18 protein-coding genes and 2 pseudogenes are annotated in these 20,895 nt (G+C 46.8%); 9 read left to right on the top strand and 11 right to left on the bottom strand.

What is annotated here, in order from left to right:
* The first annotated feature begins 39 nt into the window (after positions 1 to 39).
* The 5 genes and pseudogenes from VRC33_RS11325 (at position 40) to VRC33_RS11305 (ending at position 5,425) form a co-directional block, all read left to right on the top strand.
* Positions 40 to 1,217: pseudogene (locus VRC33_RS11325) on the top strand (Gfo/Idh/MocA family oxidoreductase).
* A gap of 9 nt (positions 1,218 to 1,226) precedes the next feature.
* Complete coding sequence (locus VRC33_RS11320) at positions 1,227 to 2,168, top strand: sugar phosphate isomerase/epimerase (protein WP_338563935.1); 942 nt, start codon at positions 1,227 to 1,229, stop codon at positions 2,166 to 2,168.
* A gap of 447 nt (positions 2,169 to 2,615) precedes the next feature.
* Entirely contained in the window at positions 2,616 to 4,064 is a 1,449-nt protein-coding gene (locus tag VRC33_RS11315) for a sugar porter family MFS transporter (protein ID WP_338563934.1), read from the top strand.
* A complete protein-coding gene (locus VRC33_RS11310) occupies positions 4,064 to 4,984 on the top strand; it encodes a TIM barrel protein (protein ID WP_338563933.1) in 921 nt (306 codons plus the stop codon). The genes VRC33_RS11315 and VRC33_RS11310 overlap by 1 nt, the downstream gene beginning before the upstream one ends.
* Positions 4,985 to 5,221: 237 nt before the next feature.
* Entirely contained in the window at positions 5,222 to 5,425 is a 204-nt protein-coding gene (locus tag VRC33_RS11305) for a hypothetical protein (RefSeq protein ID WP_338563931.1), read from the top strand.
* A gap of 21 nt (positions 5,426 to 5,446) precedes the next feature.
* Here VRC33_RS11305 and VRC33_RS11300 read toward each other — a convergent pair whose 3' ends face one another.
* The 3 genes from VRC33_RS11300 to VRC33_RS11290 form a co-directional block, all read right to left on the bottom strand.
* Positions 5,447 to 5,725: a hypothetical protein gene (locus VRC33_RS11300; RefSeq protein WP_338563928.1), complete on the bottom strand. Its 279-nt coding sequence runs from the start codon at positions 5,723 to 5,725 to the stop codon at positions 5,447 to 5,449.
* 202 nt (positions 5,726 to 5,927) lie between these two features.
* On the bottom strand, positions 5,928 to 6,173 hold the full coding sequence (gene ycgZ, locus VRC33_RS11295) for a regulatory protein YcgZ (protein WP_338564261.1): 246 nt from the start codon (positions 6,171 to 6,173) through the stop codon (positions 5,928 to 5,930).
* Positions 6,174 to 6,549: 376 nt separating this feature from the next.
* Positions 6,550 to 6,870, bottom strand: coding sequence for a hypothetical protein (locus VRC33_RS11290; protein ID WP_338563925.1), 321 nt, complete (start codon positions 6,868 to 6,870; stop codon positions 6,550 to 6,552).
* 421 nt (positions 6,871 to 7,291) lie between these two features.
* On the opposite strand from VRC33_RS11290, the gene VRC33_RS11285 reads away from it, so the two are divergent.
* The 4 genes from VRC33_RS11285 (at position 7,292) to VRC33_RS11270 (ending at position 10,660) form a co-directional block, all read left to right on the top strand.
* On the top strand, positions 7,292 to 7,870 hold the full coding sequence (locus VRC33_RS11285; RefSeq protein WP_338563923.1) for an NlpC/P60 family protein: 579 nt from the start codon (positions 7,292 to 7,294) through the stop codon (positions 7,868 to 7,870).
* A gap of 96 nt (positions 7,871 to 7,966) precedes the next feature.
* Entirely contained in the window at positions 7,967 to 8,932 is a 966-nt protein-coding gene (locus VRC33_RS11280) for a UV damage endonuclease UvsE (protein WP_338563920.1), read from the top strand.
* 435 nt (positions 8,933 to 9,367) lie between these two features.
* A complete protein-coding gene (locus tag VRC33_RS11275; protein ID WP_338563917.1) occupies positions 9,368 to 9,772 on the top strand; it encodes a DUF2382 domain-containing protein in 405 nt (134 codons plus the stop codon).
* A 24-nt stretch (positions 9,773 to 9,796) separates the two neighbouring features.
* Entirely contained in the window at positions 9,797 to 10,660 is an 864-nt protein-coding gene (locus VRC33_RS11270) for a YsnF/AvaK domain-containing protein (RefSeq protein ID WP_338563915.1), read from the top strand.
* 159 nt (positions 10,661 to 10,819) lie between these two features.
* Here the strand turns inward: VRC33_RS11270 and VRC33_RS11265 are convergent.
* From VRC33_RS11265 to VRC33_RS11230, 8 genes and pseudogenes are all read right to left on the bottom strand, one after another.
* Positions 10,820 to 12,918 (bottom strand): annotated as a pseudogene (locus tag VRC33_RS11265) (peptidase domain-containing ABC transporter).
* Positions 12,911 to 14,194 carry an HlyD family secretion protein gene (locus tag VRC33_RS11260; protein ID WP_338563913.1) on the bottom strand — a complete coding sequence of 428 codons (1,284 nt, stop codon included), beginning with the start codon at positions 14,192 to 14,194 and terminating at the stop codon, positions 12,911 to 12,913. The pseudogene VRC33_RS11265 and the gene VRC33_RS11260 overlap by 8 nt, the downstream one beginning before the upstream one ends.
* A 48-nt stretch (positions 14,195 to 14,242) precedes the next feature.
* Entirely contained in the window at positions 14,243 to 14,599 is a 357-nt protein-coding gene (locus VRC33_RS11255) for a hypothetical protein (RefSeq protein WP_338563911.1), read from the bottom strand.
* 289 nt (positions 14,600 to 14,888) lie between these two features.
* A complete protein-coding gene (locus VRC33_RS11250; RefSeq protein ID WP_338563908.1) occupies positions 14,889 to 15,824 on the bottom strand; it encodes a fimbrial protein in 936 nt (311 codons plus the stop codon).
* Positions 15,825 to 15,862: 38 nt separating this feature from the next.
* Positions 15,863 to 18,418 (bottom strand): fimbria/pilus outer membrane usher protein, encoded by a 2,556-nt coding sequence (locus VRC33_RS11245; RefSeq protein ID WP_338563906.1) that lies wholly within the window; start codon positions 18,416 to 18,418, stop codon positions 15,863 to 15,865.
* Positions 18,419 to 18,511: 93 nt separating this feature from the next.
* Positions 18,512 to 19,195 carry a fimbria/pilus periplasmic chaperone gene (locus VRC33_RS11240; RefSeq protein WP_338563903.1) on the bottom strand — a complete coding sequence of 228 codons (684 nt, stop codon included), beginning with the start codon at positions 19,193 to 19,195 and terminating at the stop codon, positions 18,512 to 18,514.
* 52 nt (positions 19,196 to 19,247) lie between these two features.
* On the bottom strand, positions 19,248 to 19,796 hold the full coding sequence (locus VRC33_RS11235) for a fimbrial protein (protein WP_338563900.1): 549 nt from the start codon (positions 19,794 to 19,796) through the stop codon (positions 19,248 to 19,250).
* A 370-nt stretch (positions 19,797 to 20,166) separates the two neighbouring features.
* Positions 20,167 to 20,790, bottom strand: a complete 624-nt coding sequence (locus VRC33_RS11230) for a winged helix-turn-helix domain-containing protein (RefSeq protein ID WP_338563897.1) — start codon at positions 20,788 to 20,790, stop codon at positions 20,167 to 20,169.
* Positions 20,791 to 20,895: the final 105 nt, after the last annotated feature.

Genomic DNA, 20,895 nt, shown 5'->3' with positions numbered 1-20,895 from the left:
TACAATTGCACCCGAGTGCAATAACGCTGAGGATCCACTATGTTAAACGGTGAAAGAAGTATTCCAGCCCCCTCCGCTGGGCGATGGTTGGGGGCGGGCGCCTGAGTCAGGTCGGCTATAAGCATCGTTCAGGCGCGCTGCGTGACAATACCGCATTTCAACTCGTCGCCAGTGCTTTTGATATTGATGCCACACGGGGTCGTGAGTTTGGGGTTAACCTCGGCATCGCGCCAGAACGCTGTTACGACAACTATCAGCAACTGCTGGAGGAAGAAGCGAAACGGGAAGATGGCATTGAAGTTGTCACTATCGCCACTCCAAATGGCACCCATTATGAGATTACAAAAGCGGCACTGAACGCGGGGATCCATGTTATATGCGAAAAGCCGCTGTTCTTTACCGCTGCTGAGGCGCAGGAAATCAAAGCGCTGGCTGACGAAAAGAGGCTGATTGTGGGGGTCACGTATGGTTATTCCGGTCACCCACTATTAATGCAGATGCGTGCCATGATAGCCAAAGGTGAGATCGGCGACGTGCGGATGGTCGAACTGCAGTACACCCATGGTTTCAGCGCCAGTGACAGTGCCGATAAATTCAGCGACGCGCAGAAATGGCGGGTTGATCCGAAAATTGCCGGGCCCACGTTTGTACTCGGCGACATTTCCACGCACACGTTCTACATCTCACAGCTGGTCATGCCTGACCTTAAAATTAAAAGCCTGCTCTGCGATAGGCAAAGTTTTATTCCCTCACGCGCTCCGCTGGAAGATAACGCTATGGTGCTGATGCACTATGAAGGCGGTGCGGTTGGACGCATGTGGGCCTCAGCAATCAACGCGGGTTCGATGGATAGCCAAAGTATTCGGGTGATAGGTTCACGCGCCAGCCTGGAATGGAGTGATTACAATCCGGGTGAACTCAGGTTTGAAGTGCAGGGGCAACCAAACCAGACGTTACATCATGGCATGCCTTATCTTGATGCAAGCGCGCTGGCGGATGAACGACTCGGGGCGTTACATACTGAAGGGCTGGCTGAATCCTGGGCAAATATCTATCTCAAATTCGCTATCGCTATCAGCGCCACACAACGTGGTGACACCGAAACGCTGGCTTCGCTGATATACCCGGATATTAACGCTGGCGTGGAAGGCGTGCGCTGGATTGAGAATTGTGTGCGTTCAGCAGACAACGGCTCCAGCTGGATTAATTACGAATAAGGGATCGGCATGAAACTTTCATTTTGTACGGACAGTCTGGGTAACCTGCCTTTTGAACAGATGCTGGATAAGCTGCTGGAGCTGGGTGTTAACGGCGTGGAAATGACCACCGGCGGCTGGTCACCGGCGCCACACGTACCAACCTCTGAGCTCCTGGCCAGTGCCGCTAAACGTCAGCAGTTTTTACAGGCTATTGAAAGCCGCGGCATGTCGATTGCTGCACTCAATGTATCGGGGAATCCTCTTGATCCCGGCGGGCTGGGACAGCGTCATAAACAGGATACTGAGGATGCACTGACGCTGGCCGGTGAACTTGGTGTGAAGAAAATTGTAATGATGAGCGGCCTGCCGCCAGCCAGCCCGCATGACACGATCCCCAACTGGATTACCTATACCGTAAGTTGGCCGCCCACACTTAAGAACTGCCTCGATTATCAATGGAATGAGGTGGCAATTCCGTACTGGCAGGGATTAGTTGAACGCGCGAAAAATAATGGCGTTGATAAATTTGCGCTGGAAAACTTCAGCTCTATGCTGGTATGGAATCCTGAAACCCTGTTCAGGCTGCGGGATGCTGTGGGCCCGATGGTGGGGCTGAATCTCGATCCAAGCCACCTGATCTGGATGGGAGCCGATCCGATTGCGGCTGCACGCGCACTGGGGCCCGCCATCCATCATGTGCACGGTAAAGATGTCCGCCTTGAGCGGGGTCTCGTTGATATTAACGGCCTGCTGGAAACCAAACCGGTTGAAGATGTTGCTAACCGTGCGTGGAATTACGTCGCAGTAGGGTGTGGTCAGGATATGCAGTGGTGGAAAGAGTTTTTCTCGGTGGTGCGCATGATGGGTTATAACGACTGGGTGTCGCTGGAAATGGAGGATTTAACCATGTCCGTTGAGGCCGGCGTAACCTCGTCCATCGCGGCGCTAAAACAAACCCTCAGTCAGTAACTCTCGCAGTAAAGACCGCAGTCATCGTGCTGCGGTCATTTTGAGCTTTCAGCTAAAGCTGTTGCGCGCTCGTATAGAATTTGCCCTGACTGCCAGTCCAGAAGGAAATCAAACTGCTTCAGTCGCGCGTCACTTTCCTGGTTAATCAGTTTCTCACGAGTGAAATTGATTGTCATAAGCCTTCCGTAATGAAATTAAAATTTCATGGTTAGAGTAAGAGATAAAACCATAAATTATTTAACATCAGAAGCTTGAGTAAAGACACTTAATTTTGCACCCGATTGCATTTTAGTTATCCACGTCACAAAACAAGATTATATCTTTCGCCAAAAAGATATTTGGAAATTACATTTCACTTTATGTTGCAGGGTTACCCATCTAAAACGTGATTTCAATGCTGTCGCTCATTGCAGAACATTGAGAGTTGACACTACTAAGGGCTCCAGAATGGAAACAAAACACATCCGGTATAATTTGAAGTATGTAATGTTGTGTTGCACCGTTGCCGCCTTTGGCGGATTACTTTTAGGATACGATTCCTCAGTGATTTCAGGTGCAATCGAACCGCTTAGCCGCTACTTCTCACTTTCACCCGCTGAAACGGGATGGGCGGTCTCTAACATTTTGCTGGGTAGCCTGATAGGTTGTTTTATCGCACCAAAATTAAGTGACAGGTTGGGGCGCAAAAAGTCTTTAGCCATTACCGCTTTTATTTTTACATTGTCCGTTGCGGGAACTGCACTGGCGCATAATTTCACGTTATTCGTCTTTGCGCGGATGTTGGGCGGTTTAGCCATCGGCCTGGCCTCGGTAATCTCCCCCATTTACCTTGCCGAGCTTTCCCCCTCTAAGTTCCGTGGTCGTACTACCGCGCTCTACTCCGTATGCTGTGTTGGCGGTCAGTCAGTCGTTTTGCTGACCAACTATTACATCCACAAATCCATGATGCCCGAAGTGATGGATAATATCGGCTGGCGGTATATCCTGGCTACAGCACTGGTACCTTGTGCGCTGTTTATCATTTTTATAGCTTTTATCCCTGAGTCTCCACGCTGGAATGTATTACGCGGACGTCATGAAGCGGCACTCGATACGCTGAGCAAAATATCCAATGCGTCCCATGCTCAGCGCGTCATGAAGGAAATTCAGGCATCTCTTTCTACCGACGTGCAGGAACAGCATAAAGCACGTTTCAGATTAGACCGGCGTACATGGCCGCTGTTGCTGGTAGGGATTGGCCTTGCGGTGGGGAATCAAATCAGCGGTATCAACGTCATTCAGTATTTTGGACCTTCGTTGCTCAGAAACGTTTTTCCTGACGCCGGGTCCGCATTACTGCAAACTTTTTGGCTGTCTGTATGCCAGTTTATTGGTGTACTGATTGGCATGTCTTTGATCGATCGCGTTGGCCGCCGCAAGCTGTTGCTGGCGGGTGCTGTCGCCTCAAGTATCTTTCTGACCTACTCGTTCTTTGCTTTTTATTACCATTTGCCCGGCATGCTGGCGGTGGTGGGGTTGTTTGCTTACATGATCTTCTTCGGCATTACCTGGGGGCAGATAGTCTGGACAGTACTGGGCGAGATATTCCCAACTGAAATCCGGGCCGTATGTGTTGGCATCTCAATCTGCATGATGTCTCTGGCTAATTTTGTCATCAGTACCACTTTTCCTGTACTGAACACCAACAGCTTCCTGCAGGAACTGTTTCATGGTGGTTTCCCGCTATTGTTATTCGCTGTTTTTTCATTGGGTATGTATTTTTTCACCTTTCGCTATCTGCCTGAAACCGCAGGGGTCTCTCTTGAGAAAATTCCCGATTTGCTGTTACGCAAATATCAGGGTGAACAAAAGGACTCACGGATTAATCATGATGTCGCGCGCACTGAGGAGTCGTAATGTTGATAAGAATTGCAAATGCACCCTGTAGCTGGGGCGTTGACGATCCGCAAAATCCATTCCTGCCACCCTGGGATAAAGTGCTTAGTGAGGCGGCACAGGCCGGCTATAAAAGTATTGAACTGGGTCCATGGGGATTTCTGCCCGTAGAAAGTGAAGCGCTGACTGCAGCACTCAATAAGTATCAGCTCTCACTGGTTGCAGGCACAATCTTTGACGATTTGGTCAGCGAAGAAAATGCGGCGAAGCTGTTCGATCTCACGCACAAAATATGTCAGACACTGGTCAGTGTACCCCAGGCTGAAAAGGTTCACGGGAACAATGTGCCAGCGCCTTATTTGGTGATTATAGATTTTGGCGATGCAGAGCGTGGGCGGCTTGCCGGACAATCGGCGCTGGCACCCCGGCTGCCGGAGGAAGCATGGCAGCGCATGGTCAGACACATCAGGGATATCAGCAATATCGCCCGACAGTATGGTGTCCGGCCAGTCATCCATCCTCATGCGGGTGGCTATATAGAATTTATTGATGAACTGGAAAAAATCACGGCGGCTATCCCGCATGAGACAGCGGGTTTGTGCCTTGATACTGGCCATATTTACTATTCAGGCTCCGATCCACTGACTGTGCTCGAACGCTATTTTTCGCGGATCGATTATCTGCACTTCAAAGATGTCGACCCCCGGCATTTCCGCCATGCGATAGACAATAATCTGGATTTTTTTACTGCCTGTGCTGAAGGCGTAATGTGCCCGCTAGGCCAGGGGGCAATTGATTATCCGGGGGTTCTGGCGCTGTTAAAAAAATGCGCCTATCAAGGCTGGATTACGATTGAGCAGGAACGCGATCCTCGACATGTCGAAACCAGTCTGGAAGATGTGACGGCAAGTCTGCACTATCTGCGAAGCGTGGGTTTCTGAGCCATTTATTTTTACCTGCATGACCATCAGGCATAATCATTCCCGTCTGTATAGCTGCCGATATCGGCGGCTATACAGCCCACCTGCATCATCAGCCGGGACAGGGACTGATGTGCTTGATGCGGCTATCCGCACAGACCTGACCCTGAACGCCACTGTCGTGTCAAAGCGGAGCGGGTGCATAAAAGCACGAGTGATGATATTGTGTAGGCACATCCAGCTACCAATGGGTAACGTGTGCAAGACAAAGACAATGAGTGCACTGCAGAAATTTATGCGGTGATTGGCAAGGCGGTCGCTGAGCTGATCAAATCTGGAGAGGACGTAGGTAAAAAAAACGTGCTGCTCAAACTCCAGCTCCACAGCACCCTGACTACCGACACATCACTGCAGGCTGTCTATAATCAGGCGTTTCGAAATATTCTTGAAAGCTTCCACTGACCAGCACTAACGGCTTAATACCTAGTGCTTCTTCGTGCCATCCGGTGGACCTTCGCTGCTGAACATGTGCGTCATGTTCTCATGCTTATTACTTTCATGGTCGGCGGCCATATAACTCCTGACTTCACTAATAGCCCGACGGCAGGCACGTTGCCTGACGGTGTCGGACTCTGCGGAAGCCATAGCCTGAAGCTGCCTGATCAGAGCAGCATTACTGATGGCTGCGTCATCTTTCAACAGCACCATCACCGCTTCACCAAGCAGGATATCGATCAGTTTTTCATCTTCGTTTTTATACATACCAACTTCTCTGAATCAGTAGTAATGCAGGCGCTGTAGAAATGGCCGCAGATACTTTAGGCAAACCCTGTTTTACAGGTGTTCGCAGGTCGAAAACACCAGACCTGTCATACAACAGGTGGGCATACCGGTCAGATTGTCGGACTGAGTTATCAAGCAAGAGACACCATAAAAAACAGTTCAAAAATATACGTGCTAAGACTCAGTCACCCCGGCCAAACAGCAGGCCAATTAACTCCTGATAATGCTGCTCCTGCTCCGGACCAGAAGCGTGCTCAAGCCGCTTGAGAAGGCGAGCACAGAGAGATTTACGGTTCAGGGTATTTCCGGCGCGCAGGATCTCAACCACAATCTGGCCAAGCGTTTCCTGCTGTGAAGGCACAATAGCTTCATTAAAATAACGGCTGATGTCATTGCCAATGCTGGTGTTAGATCCATTCTGACGCATCATGTTCACCCCTCAGTCGTAAAGTATAGAAAGTGTTCAAAAAAACCTGCAATAAAGTTATACACCTTTTGCAAACTTGTACAGCGATTCTGGCTTTATGCAGTTTTGATTTTTTAGCAAAAAGTGCTATTTGAATGTTTTCAGTAGGTTGGGAGCAAACGAGTCGTTCTGGAAAACTTAACCCGGACAAGCGGAGAGGTTGTACAACGTTAAGATTTAACAATATTACCATGACAGGGAAGTGAGGCGCAAAGCGAGGGGCATACTATTAGTAAAGTTGAGGGGCAAATCGTGGGCTACTCTGTTCGTCGTCCCTGACGATGCTGTCCTGTCACTTTAGCGGTAGAGGCAAAGGCGCTCATACCATTTTCCCGGACTAGCGTTTAGATTTATCGCTTCCCTGAGCGGATCTCAGACGAATATCAGACTCTTTTGCCTGTGGATCGGGCTGTGGCCTGGAGGAAAAAAGCCAGTTGCTGGTTGAGGTTAACGGATTGGTGACCTGTTTATACTCCAGTAACCATTTACGTGCCTTCCAGATACTCAGTAATCTGTCATCATCTTCTTCATCTGAGGCCATAGCCTGTAGCTGATTCAGAAGTGTTCCAAGACTTATCTCTTCCCTGCTGAAGACAACATTCATTGCCGCTTCGCCTATCATAATATGCAGTAATTCATCTTCTTCAGAAATAGTCAAAATAACCTCCGGTACATCTGTCCTCATTAAAAGTGAACGTTCATTAGTAACCTTAGGTCATGATCCTCATTTTGTGAAATTCTGCCGGTTTATTCAGCTTTTTCTCACGCTTTGAGTAGAGCATAAATCGGGTGAGCTGTAAGTTTTTAATTCTGGTTGCGTCATTGTGTGTGGTTAATTAATGCAGAAGATTATTATTAAGTCAGCATTTATCATTCAGGTTATTAACCAGCTTAAAAAACATACATAATAAATGCTCATATAAATTTGAAGGCATATACGTCGGAAAGTGGCCCTAATTTTTTACGTAAGTTAATGTAAAGCATGGTAATCCGGCGTCATAATCAAGCGCTGGCGATCGGCCAGACAACCCGGTAAGTTATAAGCAATTCCTCTTCCTGTTCAACTGCGATTGCCCTTAATGATGTCACTGGTTAACTTTAAAAATCTGTTATGCCTTATGCTGATTGTCACCGGAGGATGTTCCTCTAAGACTCATAAAAGTCCTCACTCTGATGACGATCTGCCAACAGCATCCACTGTACAACCCGGCGCTCAGCCCGATCTTATTCCTGTCCTCGCTGCGCTGCACGATCAGATGCATTCATGGCAGGGAACCCCGTATCACTGGGGTGGAACCAATCTGAAAGGGGTGGACTGTTCGGGCTTCGTCTGGAGAACACTGAAAGACAGATTTAACATTCCTATGGAGAGGGTGACCACTAAGCAGCTGGTTGAGATGGGTAAGCCAGTCGATGCGAACCATTTGCAGACGGGAGATTTAGTCTTTTTCCAGATCCATCATCAACTGCATGTCGGTTTTTATGACACGCAAAGACATTTTTTACATGCCTCTTACAGTAAAGGTGTCATTCGTTCATCGCTGGATAATCCTTACTGGCAATCCGTATTTTATCGGGCCCGCAGGCTGAAAAAAGAGTACGGGGCGGAAATCTCTTTTAATCATGATGAAAAGAAAATCTTTTTAGCCAGCAAGTAATTAAATAAGCTTAAATAATGGACTAACGAACCCCCTGAGCTCACTATTTTTCAGCCAGCTGTTACACTGAATCAATCAGAATGACAGGGGGATATAATGAAACTTGGTTTTGCTTGCAAATATTTAAACGCAGATTTAACACAACCTTTTCCGTTAAAGGCTACCACGCGTAAGCGTTTTCTGAGCCTGGAAAATAAAGAGAGAAAGGCGCTGATTTCTGGCATTGCAGAGATCAACCTGAAGAACCTGTTTCTGACCCTGGAGCAACTGGCTGTTCTTCCTGAAAGTTTAAGAATGATGAGAATTGGCAGCGATCTGCTGCCCCTGTATACGGTTCCGGAAGCCACGGTGTTATATGCGGATTTCCTGCCCGATCTCTATCCTCTGTTTGAAAAATGCGGTGATTTTGCCAGGAAAAATCAGATCAGACTCTCCTTTCATCCTGGCCAGTATACGGTTTTAGCCTCTGATAACCCGCTGGTGGTTGAAAGAGCCATAGAGGACGTGGAGTATCACGCCCTGTGTGCGAGGCTGATGGGATTTGGTAAAACCTTCCAGGATTTTAAGATTAATATCCATATGAATGGCAAAGCGGGGATCGAAGGATTCAGGGATTCGTTCAGCAAGCTGAGCGCGGAAGCCCAACGCATGCTCACGGTAGAGAATGATGAAATCTCCTGTTCACTGGACGACGTTCTGCAGGCCAGTGATTTGTGCCCGGTGGTACTGGATATCCACCACCATTGGGTAAAAGAAGACAGCTTTATCAAACCGGACGATCCCCGCATAAAGCAGGTCATTGCCTCATGGAGAGGTGTCCGGCCGGTTTTGCACTACTCGATTTCACAGGAAGGCGTAATCCCCGTGCAGGGATTTCCAGAACAGCAGGCCCTGGGCATATCAAAATCTAAGCTACGCGCCCACTCTGATTATTATTTCAACGAAACCCTGAATGACTGGGCGCTATCATTCACCGACTTTGACATCATGTGTGAAGTGAAGATGAAGAATCTGGCCAGAGAACAGCTCTACGCCTGGGCCAGGAAAACCAACAGAATCTGAGATTCCACAGGGTAAGCGTTCATCATCTTCTGCTTACTCATTCATTATCTTTCTTATCAAATTGACTGTGGTTCACCTGTAACAGGGTAACCGCAGTTATTCGCTGGCCTCGTTTTATCGAGGAATTTTTATATTAATAATAAGTTATTGCTTTTATTGCATGATGACATGACCTCCGGACTGGTACACATTTCTCAGCAGGACAATAGGTTATTGTCAAAGTTCAAAGTAAATACTCCTGTTTATTTTTCTCTGAAAAATTCCTGCTGAATTTTATTCATTAAATTATTGTTACATTTGTATACCCGGCAATTACAAACAAATCCTGAGAGTGGGCTACAGTTAAAAGCGTGAAGGGGAACAGCAGGGCAGCACGTCATATTAACCTTTACCGCTGGCATTTTTTCTTTAACCTGATTTATAAGGACGACTATTATGGAAAATACCAAAATGCCACGGGCTGGAGAGCATGATGAAGCTACACTTAAGCTGGCTGAGGAGCAGGTGGAAATAACCAAACACCGCCATGTTGATGCAAAGGTTGAACTGCATCGCACCACTCACAGCAGAGATGAGCTGTTAGAGACTGAGCTGACGCGGGAAAATGTGGAAATCCTGCATATTCCCCGTGGTGAGGTTGTTAACGACGATTCTCTTCCTCAGGTTCGACAGGAAGGAGATGTATTAATCATTCCTGTTATTGAAGAAGAAGTTGAAATTATACGGCGTAAAGTGCTTAAAGAAGAAGTTCACATTATTAAGCATCAGGCCACTGAAAAATTCAGGCAGAGTGTCACTCTGCGCAATCAGGAAGTCACCATCACCAAAGACGAAAACTGAAACCAATCTACGAGGATCTATTTTATGGCACACGAAAAAATCGTAACCGCATTCAACCAGGTACAGCAGGCAGAAGCAGCCAAAGAAAGATTGATCGTCGAAGGTATTGCTGAAAAAAATATTGATATTATTTCAGGCGAACGTCTGAGAGTAGAAAATAAAGAAATTCGTCATCCAAGTTTCTGGCAGCGCCTGTTTGGTGACGATGTGGATGATAATAACGCCGCAGAATATAATCGCGCCATCCAGTCTGGCGGTGTGCTGCTTACTGTAAGAGCGCCTAAAGATCAGGCCAGCCATATTGAAGAAGAGCTTTCTGCCTTTGCAGCTGACTATTCTTCAGTAGGTCATAATGAGGGGGCGCTGACAGGCGGTGAGTTTGCCGGGGAAACTAATGACCGCGCAGTCAATTCACGCACTGAGTTCACCTCGCAGAATCCTTCACTGGTAGCGGAAGATCCGGTTGCCGGCCGTGAACCGACGCTTGGTGAAAACCGTGATGCGGTTAAGCTGGCGGAAGAGCAGGTTGATGTGGGTAAACGTCGGGTCAGTGACGGTACTGTACGACTTCGCCGATATACTGTTGAGGATGAAGTTGCTGAAGATGTCTCTTTATTCGATCAGCATGCAGAAGTGTTCCGTAAAGCGGTCGATGAGCCGGCCTATCTTAATGATGTAGACTGGTCAGACAAAACACTGGTGGTTGAAGAATCCCATGAGGTACCCACCATTGCCAAGACAGCGCGTGTGAAAGAAGAAGTTGGCCTTCGCGGTGAAGAAACTGCCCGAGTGGAGACAGTGAAAGATACTGTCCGTCGTCAGGAAGTGGAAGTTGAACACACTGATGATACTCGCCTTGCAGGCAAACCCGATGCTAAGAAGTTCTGATGTTATAAACTAAGGCTCCGGCCATAAGCCGTGGTCACATGAAAAAAAGCGCCGTCATACACGGCGCTTTTTTCTTGTTCTGAATCTTCCTGGTCGGCGGCATTTGAAGCCTGGCTGATACCACGCTTTGCTTTAAATGATAAATAGCTGTGATAACATTTAAAGTGTGATAACGCGATCTGCTGAAGCAATAGTGGAAGGGCGATGGGCAACAATGATACGGGTGATTTTCAGAGATGAGATTGCTTTATTGATCGCCGCTTCATTGGCAATATCCAGATGGCTTGTCGCTTCATCCATAAAAATAATGTTCGGCTGCCGGTACAGCGCGCGGGCAATGAATAATCTCTGCTTCTGCCCGCCAGAAATACCCGTTCCCAGTTCACCAATCATGGTCTCATAACCCATCGGCATACTGAGAATTTCATGATGAATGTTACTGTAGGCTGCGCAGGCCATCACTCGTTGTCTGTTTGCATCCTGAGCAAATCCACTGATATTTTCTGCAATTGAGCCGGAAAATAACCGATCATCCTGCAATACACAGGAAATGCTCTGGCGATAGTTATTGATCCCCATTTTATGAATATCCAGTCCGCCAGCCTGAATTTTTCCGCTTGTCGGCGTCAGCAGCCCGCTCATCGCTTTCAGCAAAGTCGTTTTACCCGCGCCAGAAGGGCCTACAATAGCCACACTTTCTCCCGCCTGGACCAAAATATTCAGGTCCTGAAAGATCGGTTTTGACAAAGTATCATACTGATATGAGAGTTCTTTAATCTCTAAAGCGATGCCTTCCCCTTTCTGGAAGAGTGTACGCAGGGGAAGTTCTTCTTCCGATTCGGTAAAGATAATGTCTGAAATCCTTTCATTATGCAGAGACAACATCCTCAGGCTCAGCGTGAGATCGATCAGATTGCCAGCACGTTGAGAGAATTGCCCGCGATAGGCGTTAAAAGCCATAAACATCCCGAGAGTCATAACATTGTCGATCACCATCGACGCGCCCAGCCAGAGCACCGCTACCTGATCAAGCGTGGAGATAAAAGTATTCAGGCCGCCAAATAACATGCTGTAACGGGTAGTCTTAATCCCCGTGTTAGTCGCATCAATATTCAGATTGAGCCAGTGGCTGGAACGAATATTGTTGATGCCGAGTGCTTTAATGGTGGAGATCCCGTAAAGCGTTTCCATAAAATGCGAACTTGCTTTGGCACCTTTAACGATTTGCTCCTCAGATAACTGGCGAAATACCCGATAGGTCGCCAGACGGATCAGCGCATAAATCACCGTAAAACCCACGACGACCCAGACCAGCCAGCTGCCGTAAACCGCCATCATGGCCAGAAGACCCAGGGTCATGATGCCGTCGATAATGCCGGTAACGATACTGTTAGTAAAAGTAGAGCGAATGGCATCCAGCGAGGCAAAACGGGACTGAATATCACCGAGGTGCCTTTTTTCAAAAAAGAGAGGGGGAGCTTTATCAGATGGTCGAACAAGGTGGTCTTCCACTGCACATCAGTCAGGGTACCGAGCACGATTGAAGTCCAGGCGCGGAGCATACTGACCAATGCTTTGAACAGCGTAAACAGTACCAACCCCAGACATATCACGGTCAAAAGATCATAATCATGCGCAGGGACAACATGGTCCATTACCAGTTGCGTTCCCACCGGCAGTAACAGGTTAACGGCCTCAATGACCAGAGAGAGGGCGAATATTTTTATCAATGCGCCCGTTAACCCGTCGATGTTTCTCATTAAATCGGGCAGGCGCAACCGGGTTTTGACCGTCTCTTTATGAAACTCTTTGTCTGGCCACAGTTCCAGCGCCACGCCGGTAAAATGACAGGACATCTCCTTAATACCGACAACGCGACGGCCGAAAGCAGGATCGTGGATAACAAAAGAGCTGTGACGAACTTTGACCAGGACCACAAAGTGGTTCATGTCCCAGTGCAAGATGCAGGGTGTTTTTAACTGGTCGATCTCATTGATGTCCAGCGAAAGGGCACGGGTTTTAAGCTGTAGCTGTTTTGCTATATCAGCCACCAGATTTAAGGTAGCCCCCTTGGTGGAGACGCCAAACTTTTGCCGCAGGTTAAACAGGTCAACGTTGAGGCCATACCATGATGAAATCATCGCCAGACAGGCCAGCCCACATTCTGAGGATTCAGACTGCAAAATTTTTGGCACCTTACGCCGCAATGAGAAGTTAATTTTGCCGTTAATTTTTTCAAAAAGGGTTTTGCTATTCACCGACCACTCCCGTCACGCTGTTCTTGATTTTATTAACAGGGGAGGTTGCCCATTGATACAGGGGTTTTGTTTCAAGAAAGACAATAGCTTTAGCCTGCAGGCCGCTGGAAATTTCAAGTTTCTTACCTTTATCACTGATTTCTGTATTATTAATAGCAACCAGAACTTTATAATAAGCGCCAGTTTCTTTACGGCTTGCGCTGCTGTACCCCCTCAATTCCTGTGGCGGCGCAGGCAGAGAGGAGACAGAAGCCACCTTTCCGGGGAACTGACCAAATTTATCTGATGGAAAGGCGTTATAACGAATGTTTATCCCGTCTCCAATTTTTATGTAGGGCAAGCTATTATCCGGTAACCACAGCAGCAAGTAATATTTCACATCATTAATGGGTTTTATTTGCGCCAGGCTGGCGCTGGTTTCTACCATTTGACCGGGGGTGACGCTCATTGATTCGATAAAGCCATCCAGTTTGGCACTGATAATCAGGCTGTTACTGGCTTTATATTCGGCAAGCTGACGTTCCAAATCACTGGCCTGAGACTGGTTTTGTATTATCTGATTATCCAACTCTGCGCCTCGTGTAATTTTGTCACTTTGCAGTTGTGCCAGCTGAATAATTTCCTGATTACTTTGATTACTGAGGGACTGCCAGGCACTTTGTTGTGACAAAGCCTGTGCGCGCTGGTAGTTAAGTTGATCCTGAGTGATCAATCCTTTTTTCAGGTATCCCTCATAGTTTGTCAGGCTCGCGTTCATTTTTTTCATGCCCTCCCAGGCATTTTTGACGATTTTCTCCGTTTCTTTATGTGCTAAAGCGTAATTATCGATCTGATGTTGCAGATTATTCAAAATAGATGTTTTATTCCCTTCAAGCTTGTGAATAATGGCCTGAAAATTAGCTGACTGTTTCTTAATGGATTCAACCGCTGCATAGCTCACGTTTCCAGAAGACGTCGTTCGTGAAACATCCAGCTCATACAATGGATCGCCTTTTTTGACCCGGTCACCCACCTTAACAAAGGTAAAGGTGATATACCCCTGCTGGGGAGAGTAAATATTGATCGAATGGGGCAGGGTAATCACTTCACCATCTACATCTACGCGTCTGCTGTAATCAAATAGAATCATTGCCATGACCAGGGCAACAATAAAAGCCAGAGAGGTGCCAGCAACAACTGGCGCAGGAATTTTGGAAAGCAACAGTGCTTTACCTACCCACTTCTGGCGTTGATAATCAATCGCGTCACTGCGAAAAATACTTTTTTTGTTTTCCATTTGCGCTCTAGAAAAGAGCCACAGACGTGGCTCTTTGTCAGTGGTTTTTTAACTCAATGTGCCTTCAATAATTCCCGCAGTAGCTTTTTTACTGTATTCCAGCGTAACATCCCACCCTAAAACAGCTCCGGCAATACCATAGGTCAAGCCCCCTATAATAGCACCAGAAATCATTCCGACACCCTGACCGATAGATCCAAAGCCGAGCAGGCCGCCACCGTCACCACCGTGCTTCCCTGCTATCAGAGCACCTGCAGCAGTTCCTACAGAGGCGGCCAGAGTAATACTTGCAACGGCTTCAACGGTATTACCTGCAAGGGAACCGAAAAAACCGCCAATGCTACTAAAGTCCCAGCCATAAGCACCAGATACATCATTCATCTCAATTACTGTAATTTCTTTCATTCTAAAAATCCTTTTGTTTTCCATTCGTGTTTTCTAAGGAATATTCCATACTCCTGGATATCCCTTTATTTTATACCCACTCTATTGGGGCAAGAAAACCTTAATTAAAAACCACATGAACTATCAAGTGATTTGTTTATATTTAATGTAATTCATACCTTCTTAAATCAACTTGAGACCATTTTATTGGAGTTATTAGAAAGCTCATGGTTAATTGCATGCCATTAAACGTGGGCGTTAATTTATCTATATATAACTTCACTTATCAGGTGTTGATTAAATAAAATAATTAATTTTGTGTAATCGTAAAAGTCATGGCGGCATTAGCTGAGCCGGGCGTGATTATCCCAACTTGCTTATATCTTGCAATAAGGGGGATTTCAATCAATGCCTCTGACAGGCTGTGATAGAGAGTAGTTTGTCCAAATATAATCGGTGTTCTGCTACTGTCCAGCACCTCAACCACAATGCCGGAAGCCGTATCATTACCTGCATCCAACGTAATCATGCCATTTCCACCCGAACTTCCCACTGGGTCGAAACTTACCAGGACAGGGATATTGTCTTTTTGACAATTCATCACCACACTGAAGTTATGTTCAGAAGAAGGTGCACTACTTCCAGGACCGTTAAAATCACTGCGATTGTGGTTACCTAATATCACTGTCTGATGCCGGGTGTTAACGTCTACCAGGCAACTTTTTTGAAAAATCCTGATGCTGGGTACGGTAACCGAGGCAAAAATAGTCCCATTAAGATAATAATTGGCATACACTTTTTTCCCCATTGAACCCGCAATTATTGGGCCTGTTTTGACAAAGGTTAACCTCACTCTTTCAGCGAGCCAGTTAGTAAGAGCATTGGGGCCCAGTGAAGTGCTAAAAGGAACTAACCTGGCCGGGTTGTAGAAATCACTTATTTTTACACCTACACCAGGAATGCCCGTTTCATAAGCCCCCTCAACGGTAGTGCTTAAAGCTAATAATGAAGTCGAACGATAGGGTGAACTGCCTGTACAAATAACGTTGTATCTGCCGCCTAAATGCTCGGCATAACGGTAGCCGAGTATCGCCCCTGGATCCGCATCAGGATCAACACCAAGTGATACGACTGCTGTTGTTGCATTCCTGATTCCTATCGGGCAACTTCCTGCCCAGGTAAAACAAGGCATCGTGAAGAGCACTAAAATGATTTTAAACTTCAGGCTGTAATTTGATAGATTCATATCTTAAGCACTCCGAATCCGCAGCGTTTGTTTCCAGATTACTGACATTCATGGGTTAAAATATTGATGCCAGCTCCGGCTTTTTGTTTGGGCAGAATATAATCGACCTGACATTGTCTGTTCGCAGTTTTTCCCCACTGAACCAATAGCCTGCCTTCTGGTTGCAGACCACTCAGATAAACCTGTCCTGCATCACCGACGATATAACTTTGTTTATTATTTTTGCTGTTATCGACCACTATTGCACCAAAAGGAACCGGGCGACCATTATGGGTTAGCGTCATAATGCTTCTGGCGCCCACCTGCGCAGAAAACGTTGCGCGGACAATAGCCCCACGGGTAGGTACCACACTTTGGCTGGCCAGCCCCAGGTCAACATCTTCTGGCAGACTGGTCGTATCCAGCATAATGTCGGACTGGCGATAAGGTGTGACATCAGGCACCACGGTGTAACCGCGAAAATCTGTTTTAACCCCTGTCTGATTGGTTATCTGTACGCCACTGGCTCCTGGAGCCATCACCAGGGCTGCGGTATCGCCAAAGGCCTGGCTTAACGTTGCCCCATCCTTATGAATGATCACTCCACCCTCAACGCCATAGTTCACTCTTTTACTCTCTCTGTCATAGCCGTAACCCGCGGAGATCTCACCATAGGTGCCCCGGTAGCCGCCATCCAGGTTGCCACTGTTGCCCACTCCCTGGCTGCCATAGCCTTCGCGGGCGTTCCAGTACAGGTTGTTGTTTTCCAGTGAGGTGCCACTCAATCCCACGCTCTGGCTGCTATTGCCCGGCTTGCTGTTGGTGACGGTGTAACTGGCCCAGGTGTTCGATAACCAGTGGTCGAGCGGAACAGAAACGTTGAAAGAGACCAGCTGGTCTTTGCTGTAACGGGTTGGGCCGTAAAGCGGGGACGAATTACGGTTATAACTGTAACTCACTCCGTAATTGATGCTCTTGTAACTGTTGTTGTAACCCAGAGCCAGGGACTCCATCCTCCGGTTGGTACGCCAGTAATCCTCACGCAGCAGACTGACACTCAGTGATCCCGCAACCTCGCCAAGGTTCTGATTCACAGTGAGTTCAGTACGATTACGCGCCTGTTCCCGCACCGCAGGATTTTCGTTAAAACGGTATGTTTCCATCAGCTCTGACAGGGAGTAGTAATCACGGGTAGAGTATCGGTAACCCGCGATTGCAAAGTTGGTGCCTGTCTCATAGAAATTTTTACTGTAGCGCACACGAAACGACTGACCTTCTGCCTTTACAGCGTCTTTGGCAGTGGCCCAGGAATTAAGGATATCGGCAGAAAATGCCCCAAAATTACCCAGGTTTCTACCCACGCCGAGTGCCAGCGACTGGTAATCCGCTGCCGCTTGCACGCCGCCATACAGGGTGAGATTCCAGGGCAGACCGTAGATCGCCGTGGCCTGACTGAACGATTTTTTGACGACCGCATTGTCGAAGGGCCGGTAATGTCCAGAGGTGAGGCTGTATTTCAGATGACCTTCACGCACCAGTACGGGCAGTGATGCATAGGGAACAACTAAGTGTTGCTCGCTGCCATCCGCTTCCTTGACGGTGACATACATGTCACCGCTGCCGCCGGTTGCATAGAGATCGTCGATCTCAAAGGCGCCGGGAGCAACATAGCTTTGATAAATGATATAGCCATTCTGGCGGACGATAATTTGGGCATTGGTGCGTGCGGTGCCGCGAACCACTGGGGCATAACCGCGCAGACTCTCAGGCAGCATCTCTTCATCAGAGGCCAGTTGTGCGCCAGTGAAAGGAACACTCTCGAAAATTTCGGCAGGGGAAGTGCCTTCACCTACTGTCAGTTGAGATTTCATCGGCACGATATTCCGCTGTAACCGGGTATAAACCGTACTCCATTTTCCTTTATCGGCATCGGTGCTGCTGCGATTCCAGGTGGTGTAATTACGCATACGCCAGGGGCCGATATTGAAACCCGGTCTCAAATTAAGATACTGACTGTCGCTGGTGGTCCCTGTGCGGCTGCGGGCACTATTATTTGCCCCGGAAAAACGGTAGTTCAACGACAGGGCAGTGATCCCCTCGTCAAATTTATCCGGTGAGACGTAGCCCCTGGCACTGGCAAGCATGGCAGCCTGAGGGATACTCAGTAACAGACGTTGTGTATTAAAGTTGAAGGTGGCAGTAGCCTGTGGGATGACGGTAATATCAACACAACCGTTATTTTCTGTGAGATTCGGGAAGGCTTTAATCCGTATGCCGTAAGCCCTTAATGTTTCCAGCTTAAGACAGGGCGCAAGTCCGGTGTTATCTTCAGGATCCTTGCTCGCCAGAAAGGTCACGTTTCTGGATTCAATAAAACGGTAGTTAAGCCATATATCAACCAGATAGTTACCAGGAGCCTGTGACTGACTGTTCTCAAACACCGACAGGTCGGCTATGCTCGCCCCCTCCTGGCCAGACTCCAGGAAAACGGGGTTAAAGGTTTCTGCCGCCTGGACTTGTTGAGCCACTAACCCAAAATTTATTGCAGGAAGAATCAAAATAACAAGAAAACTATTCCAGGATTTAATCCTTTCATTGATAGCCATTTTTTTCATCTTTACATTCCATTGCTCAAGCACTGACATCATTGTCAAATCACAGGAACTCTTGTAAAAAACACTTTCTTAAGTTAATGCTGAAGAAGATATTTATAGTGTGAAGTGATGTGCAGGACCTGTACCACCGTAATCATTGATGATCGCCCAACTGAGGTCGCCGGTGAGGTTATTTGCAGGCAGTGTAAAAGTCATTGCAGACTCCGGCCCGACAAAACCACCGTCGGAGATTTTTACATTGTTAATTTTAACAGACATAAAATTCATATAATATTTCGACGGATTAGTAACGGTTAATTCATTCCCCTGGCGATGCCAGACTAACTTTGCTGAAAATTCCTCGGGCACTTCACTCAGTAAACTGTCAGGACGATAAATCAGTTTCAGACGCGAACGTACGGCTATTTGTAGCGAATTTTTGTCTTCATCCGATTTTGCCGGAATAGACTTGATATTTAACCAGAACAGCGACTCCTTGTCCTGAGGCAAAGATTTCATACTGTTGATGATCCGCAGAATATTTTTCTGCCCGCCATCCAGTCGGAACAGGGGAGGGGTGACAAAAAATTGGGGAGGCGAGTTAAGCAATTTTCCTGACGCATCTTCAATCCATGACTGGATCAGAAAAGGTGTGGGATCCAAATTTTCAACCGTGATTGACTGCTCTTTTTTATTTCCTTCGTAAACCATTCGGCTGCCGCCAATGACTACGCCAGCGCTTACTTCGAAGGTGATGATACCAAGCAGTAGTAAAAACGAAATCTGAAATCTGCGCATTCCGCTACCTTTTTTGAAAAAGACACCTCCCATCCCGGGGAGGTGTCAGCAATTAATAATTAACGGTAAAAGTTGCCACAGAGTTAGCTTTACCCGCCGTTACAGCAGCGTCTTTCTGAATATAGCGGGCATAAAAGTCGAGGATATTGGCATTAGCACCACTAACGAGATTGTAGGATGCAGACTGGGTGAAGAGTGGCAGTACCTCTCCCGATTTGTCAGTCAGCTGGATACCCACACCTTTTGCCACCCCGGTTTCATTGGTCAACGCCAGAACGGTGTTATCACCCGCATAGGCTATACCATCGAATTTAACTTTGGCTGTAGAAACAGTCTCAGGACAGTTCTTCAGGGTGATGTTGAATTTAGTGGCGCTTGCGCTACCCCCAGCAGTTGAGCCTGTACCGGTAAAGGCGGTTTTAGAGACATCTCCCATCAGGACATCCATCGTTTTTGCACCTGCGCCGTCCAGATCGACGATACAGGCAGCATCAAGGATATTTCCTTTGAAATTGATAGTGCCATCAGCGGCGCTGATTGATGCGGAGGAAAAAACGGCCAGCAGTGTTACTGATGTCATAGCGGATACGATATATTTCATATTTCTGTCCTTTGAATTTTCATGTAAATAAGTTCACCGATAAAGGTGGACTTACTAACGGTTTAAGTCTGAAAAGCATTTTTCATTTCAGGCTAAATGCTTCCCTGTCCATTATTTTCGCCACTGCAAGTAACCTGAGGTTCACGCTGCAGTCGGATTACTTTATGTTTAAGAAATTAAAAAATCCATTTAACTCAGTCTTAATTATTTCGTTCATAAATCCTGCAGAGCGGGTTCACATGAAATATTACTGTCTTACAATGCAATTTACTGACTGGAACCCCCTCCGCGTTAACTTAATCACTCAGCTAACAGGGGGTGGCAATTAACTATTTAACTGGAAAGGGACTGAACCGTTAGACGCTAAAAATTACGAAAAAAGATGGTTATTAATTAATATTATGATTGTTGCAATAAAGATAGCAATGATGATTTTATGGTGAGGCTGTAGCCTTGAGGTTATTATTTCTTTCTCCTGGCGTGGCGTTCCTCTCATTTTCATTTCGAATTCATCTTTCTTACCTTCTGTCTGAGGTGAGTGAATTGATGTTTCTTCCTGATGATAACTATCATAAACAGCCGTTTTGTTGTCAATGACATTATCTTCTTTTTCAATACTCACATCCAGAGCAAGGGTCAGGCCTTGATGAGGAACGGTAATGATGATGTCCTCTTTGATTCCGGCTTTTTTTAATGTTCTCCTTAAAATTGAGATATTTTGATAATAGGTATTCTGTGAAACGAAAGCTCCGTTCTCTATCCAGACATGCTGAAGAAATTCCTCACGCGTAACAACCTTACCCCTTTTTTGTATAAGCAGCATGAAACACCGACTGGCAGGCGTATTCAGGCTAAATTCCTGAGGAGATAAATCCTTTCCGCGACAAAATAACTTATGACCCTGTGGATCAAAAAAAATGGTTTCATCAATCGTGAACAATACCTGTGATGACTGATTGTCGTTGTTATTTTCCATGTTTACCTCAGAAGACATTACGCTTCCTGATTCATACCCAATTTCTCTGTTTTAGGTTTGTGATGAGTTAGTTAATTTTAAATTTCTTTTGTATGATAAAACTCTACTTATTTGACTTAAGTC

Source organism: Erwinia sp. E_sp_B01_1 (genome assembly GCF_036865545.1).
Classification (GTDB): domain Bacteria; phylum Pseudomonadota; class Gammaproteobacteria; order Enterobacterales; family Enterobacteriaceae; genus Erwinia.
The sequence above is the reverse complement of the archived record's forward strand: the minus strand, read 5'-3'. Positions and strand labels throughout refer to the sequence as shown.

What these genes read in the sequence shown, in the direction of transcription:
- VRC33_RS11240 (WP_338563903.1), bottom strand. Translation starts at nt 19,195, where the DNA reads ATGCGCAGATTTCAGATTTCGTTTTTACTACTGCTTGGTATCATCACC.
- VRC33_RS11310 (WP_338563933.1), top strand. Translation starts at nt 4,064, where the DNA reads ATGTTGATAAGAATTGCAAATGCACCCTGTAGCTGGGGCGTTGACGAT.
- VRC33_RS11245 (WP_338563906.1), bottom strand. Translation starts at nt 18,418, where the DNA reads ATGAAAAAAATGGCTATCAATGAAAGGATTAAATCCTGGAATAGTTTT.
- VRC33_RS11270 (WP_338563915.1), top strand. Translation starts at nt 9,797, where the DNA reads ATGGCACACGAAAAAATCGTAACCGCATTCAACCAGGTACAGCAGGCA.
- ycgZ (WP_338564261.1), bottom strand. Translation starts at nt 6,173, where the DNA reads ATGCGTCAGAATGGATCTAACACCAGCATTGGCAATGACATCAGCCGT.
- VRC33_RS11280 (WP_338563920.1), top strand. Translation starts at nt 7,967, where the DNA reads ATGAAACTTGGTTTTGCTTGCAAATATTTAAACGCAGATTTAACACAA.
- VRC33_RS11255 (WP_338563911.1), bottom strand. Translation starts at nt 14,599, where the DNA reads ATGAAAGAAATTACAGTAATTGAGATGAATGATGTATCTGGTGCTTAT.
- VRC33_RS11235 (WP_338563900.1), bottom strand. Translation starts at nt 19,796, where the DNA reads ATGAAATATATCGTATCCGCTATGACATCAGTAACACTGCTGGCCGTT.
- VRC33_RS11285 (WP_338563923.1), top strand. Translation starts at nt 7,292, where the DNA reads ATGATGTCACTGGTTAACTTTAAAAATCTGTTATGCCTTATGCTGATT.
- VRC33_RS11315 (WP_338563934.1), top strand. Translation starts at nt 2,616, where the DNA reads ATGGAAACAAAACACATCCGGTATAATTTGAAGTATGTAATGTTGTGT.
- VRC33_RS11250 (WP_338563908.1), bottom strand. Translation starts at nt 15,824, where the DNA reads ATGAATCTATCAAATTACAGCCTGAAGTTTAAAATCATTTTAGTGCTC.
- VRC33_RS11300 (WP_338563928.1), bottom strand. Translation starts at nt 5,725, where the DNA reads ATGTATAAAAACGAAGATGAAAAACTGATCGATATCCTGCTTGGTGAA.
- VRC33_RS11320 (WP_338563935.1), top strand. Translation starts at nt 1,227, where the DNA reads ATGAAACTTTCATTTTGTACGGACAGTCTGGGTAACCTGCCTTTTGAA.
- VRC33_RS11275 (WP_338563917.1), top strand. Translation starts at nt 9,368, where the DNA reads ATGGAAAATACCAAAATGCCACGGGCTGGAGAGCATGATGAAGCTACA.
- VRC33_RS11260 (WP_338563913.1), bottom strand. Translation starts at nt 14,194, where the DNA reads ATGGAAAACAAAAAAAGTATTTTTCGCAGTGACGCGATTGATTATCAA.
- VRC33_RS11230 (WP_338563897.1), bottom strand. Translation starts at nt 20,790, where the DNA reads ATGTCTTCTGAGGTAAACATGGAAAATAACAACGACAATCAGTCATCA.